Here is a 2433-nt window from a genome sequence, read left to right as displayed (position 1 = left end):
GGACCCGCGCGAGCCCTTTCTGATCGAGTTCCTGTTCCGCGACGACAGCGTGGCGACGGCGCGGTTCGAGGCGGGCGACTTCGCCGCCGCCCGCGCCTTCCTGGCCATGGGACCGGTCTAGGGCTCCAGCCGACGCGGGACGGCGGAGCCGTAATCCTCGTCGCCATAGATCATGACGGGCACGGGCGCCCGCCTGCCGCGGGGCCACAGGGCCTCGATCCAGTCGGCGGCCGTGTCGACGATGGCGTCCTGAACGCTGAAGCCGGGATCGCGTCCGAACATCGGCACGTCGGGCTCGAAACCTTCCTCGCCGTGGACGACCTCGAACAGGGTGCGGTGCGGCTCGATCGCCCGGTTCAGGACGTAGAGGTCGGGGCCGTCCAGACTGACGTGGACGCTGAAGGCGCCTTCGCCGTCCTGATCGGGAAAGACGACGACGTGGATTTCGCGCGCCGCCTCGGGCAGGGCGGCCTGCAGGGCGCGGATGCGCTCCAGCGCCGGGCCGTCGTGGGCGTCGAGCGTGGCGCGCAGGGCGGCGCGATAGGCGGTTTCGTCCATGAGCGTCCTCGCTGGGCCGGAGGCGTCTTTCCTATGCCGAGCGCGGCGCCGTCCAGTTTGGCGGTTGCGGCGGGGCGATACGGCGTGTTCCAGTGCGCGCCATGTTCGATCCCGCCCTGTTCGCCGCCTTTCTGGTCGCCATCACCATTCTGACGATCACGCCGGGGGTGGACACGGCGATGGTGCTGAGATCGGCGGCGGCCGAGGGCGGGCGTTCGGCCGTCTTCGCCGGGGCGGGCATCCTGCTGGGCTGTCTGATCTGGGGCGCGGCGGTTTCGCTGGGGTTCGGGGCGCTGCTGCGGGTGTCGGAGCTGGCCTATACGGTGGTGAAGTGGGCGGGCGCGGCCTATCTGGTCTGGCTGGGCGCGCGGATGCTGTTCAAGCCGCGCAGGAGCCTGGGCGAGCCGGGCGCTGCCTTGCCCCCCAGTGGTCCCGTCGCCTTTCGGCGGGGCCTGCTGACCAATCTGCTGAACCCCAAGGTGGGCGTCTTCTACGTGACCTTCCTGCCCCAGTTCGTGCCGCAGGGGGCCAATGTCGCGGCCTTCACCTTCTTCCTGGTCGGGGTGCATGTGGCGCTGACCATCGTCTGGTTCGCCGGGCTGATTTTGGCGACGGCGCCGCTGGGCCGGTTCCTGCGCCGTCCGGCCGTGGTGCGGACGATGGACCGGGTGGTCGGCGTGGTCTTCATCGGCTTCGGGCTGAAGCTGGCCGCCTCGAAGGTCTGAGGCTCAGGCGTCCGGCGTCTCAAGCGGCAGGCGCACCGTCGCCGCCGTGCCGACGCCGAGCGCGCTGTCCAGCGCCAGCGTCCCGCCATGCAGCCCGGCCAGGGCGCGCACCAGCGCCAGACCCAGACCTGACCCCTGCGCCCGTTGTTCGGCGTCGCCCGCCTGTTCATAGGGGCGGCCCAGACGCGCCAGATCTTCAGCCGAAATGCCGACGCCGGTGTCGGCTACCGTCACCTCCAGCGCGTCGTCGGCCGCCTGCACCGACACGGTGACGGTTCCGCCGGGCGGCGTGAACTTCACCGCATTGGCCAGCAGGTTCAGCGCCATCTGCTTCAGCGCGCGGCGGTCGGCGCGGACGCTCAGCGCCTCGGGCGGCAGGACGGCGGCCAGTTCGACGCCCTTGTCGTCAGCCTGAATGCGGACCAGGGCCAGCGCCGCCAGCACCGGCTCGCGCGCGTCGAAACGCTCCAGCGACAGTTGATAGCGGTCGGCCTCGATGCGGCTGACGTCCAGCACGTCGTTGATCAGGTCCAGCAGGTGGCCGCCCGCCTCATGGATCGAGGCGGCGTAGTCCGCGTAGCGCGGCGGGACGGGGCCGAACAGCTCCTGCCGCATGGCGTCGGAAAAGCCGACCACGGCGTTCAGCGGCGTGCGCAGTTCGTGGCTCATGTGAGCCAGGAAACGGGTCTTGCCGAGATTCTGCGCCTCAGCCTCGGCGCGGGCGGCGTCCAGCTCGGCCTCGCGCGCGTGCTGCAAGGTGGCGTCCAGCGCCTGAACGATCAGGCGCGGACCCTTATCGAGCCGTCGCGCGACCAGCAGGATGCGGCGGTCCAGCGCCAGGCGCGGGGTGAAGCGGACCTGCGCCTCGGCCCCGTTACGCGCGCGGGCCAGGGCGGTCAGGACGGCGGCGCGGTCGGCCTCGTCCACGACGGCCAGCAATCCGTCCTCGAACAGCAGATCGACGGGCAGGGCGGCGGGCGCCGCGCCATAGGCGGACAGGGCGCGATAGCGGCCGTCGGCGTCCAGCGTCAGGGTCAGGCCCGGCTGGGCCCGACAGGACGGCCTCGACTCGCGCCACGGCGTCTTCAGCGGCGGTCAGGCGGCGCGACTGGCGACGCAGGCCCAGGGCCAGACCCAGCAGGGCGGCGCT

At 71.8% G+C, this 2433-nt stretch carries 3 protein-coding genes; 1 reads left to right on the top strand and 2 read right to left on the bottom strand.

Annotated features, from left to right (window positions below; all coding sequences use genetic code 11):
• Positions 1–117: 117 nt before the first annotated feature.
• A complete protein-coding gene (locus BDIM_RS12040) occupies positions 118–558 on the bottom strand; it encodes a DUF6389 family protein (RefSeq protein ID WP_003165869.1) in 441 nt (146 codons plus the stop codon).
• Between the two features lie 101 nt (positions 559–659).
• On the opposite strand from BDIM_RS12040, the gene BDIM_RS12035 reads away from it, so the two are divergent.
• Complete coding sequence (locus BDIM_RS12035; protein ID WP_040346032.1) at positions 660–1283, top strand: LysE family translocator; 624 nt, start codon at positions 660–662, stop codon at positions 1281–1283.
• Positions 1284–1286: 3 nt separating this feature from the next.
• On the opposite strand, the gene BDIM_RS12030 is transcribed toward BDIM_RS12035, so the two are convergent.
• On the bottom strand, positions 1287–2222 hold the full coding sequence (locus tag BDIM_RS12030) for a sensor histidine kinase (RefSeq protein WP_050796713.1): 936 nt from the start codon (positions 2220–2222) through the stop codon (positions 1287–1289).
• Positions 2223–2433 lie beyond the last annotated feature (211 nt).

The organism is Brevundimonas diminuta ATCC 11568, assembly GCF_000204035.1.
GTDB lineage: Bacteria > Pseudomonadota > Alphaproteobacteria > Caulobacterales > Caulobacteraceae > Brevundimonas > Brevundimonas diminuta.
This window is presented reverse-complemented; position numbering and strand designations above follow the sequence as displayed.

Coding starts and splice junctions, on each gene's coding strand:
- BDIM_RS12040 (WP_003165869.1), bottom strand. CDS start 558: ATGGACGAAACCGCCTATCGCGCCGCCCTGCGCGCCACGCTCGACGCC.
- BDIM_RS12035 (WP_040346032.1), top strand. CDS start 660: ATGTTCGATCCCGCCCTGTTCGCCGCCTTTCTGGTCGCCATCACCATT.